Origin of the sequence: Bartonella sp. AA81SXKL (assembly GCF_042196945.1) — a bacterium.
In the GTDB taxonomy this organism is placed as follows: Bacteria; Pseudomonadota; Alphaproteobacteria; order Rhizobiales; family Rhizobiaceae; genus Bartonella.
On sequence record NZ_JBHIRH010000182.1, the window covers coordinates 1 to 790 of the forward strand.

The following is a 790-nucleotide window of genomic DNA, read 5'->3' on the forward strand; positions in this document are numbered from 1 at the left end:
TCCAAAGCTATTCTAGAGGCTTCTGTTGTGCTCTGTTGGGCTTGCTCCGCTTTCGCTATTGCACTATCTGCTGCACTCTTGGCTTCTTCTGCTGTGCTCTTCGCTGCATTCGCAACTGTAACAGCGCTTTCTGATGCTACTTTGGCTTCCTTAGCTACGCTCTCTGCTGTCGCTACCGATTGTTTTACTTCCTCCACTAAACCTTTTGCCTCAACAGCTGTCGTTTTACTTTCATTGGCTAACGTTGCTGCCTGATCTGCTACTTTCTTCGCTTCAGCGGCTTTAGACAGTGCTTCTGAGGCATCTTGTTGCGCTGTTGATGTCTCTAACGTCTGTTTGGCTTCTTGCGCCATAGTCTTGGCTTCAGAAGCTGTGATTGTCGCATCATCCGCCTTCTTTTCCGCTCTTGCGGCTTTCTCTTCTGCCGTCTCTGCTGTGCTCTTAGCTTCACTCGACTTCGTTAACGCTTCTAAAGCTTTTTGCCCGATCTCATCACCAGCCTGTTTAGCTGTGGTAGCGGTCGATAATGCCGTTTCTGCAATACCTTTCACTTCTTCAGAAATATTCTTGACATCATTGACTAAGGTAAGCGCTGTAGATGCTTTATCCTTCGCTGCATTCGCTTCTGTAAGCGCATTGGTAGAGGCATTTTGGGCTTCTGTTGCAAGTTGTTTGGCTTCTTCTGAGAGTGTCTTAGATGACTCTGCTATCTGTTTGGCTTCTCTTGAAGCTGTTAATGCTGTCTCTACTCCCGCTTGTACTTGTGAGGCTGTTTTTGTGAGTTCTGTAA

Annotated in this window: 1 pseudogene; it reads right to left on the reverse strand. The window is 47.0% G+C overall.

The features are described 5' to 3' along the window. Positions 1 to 790 (reverse strand): annotated as a pseudogene (locus tag ACFINZ_RS10455) (hypothetical protein); the annotation flags it as partial.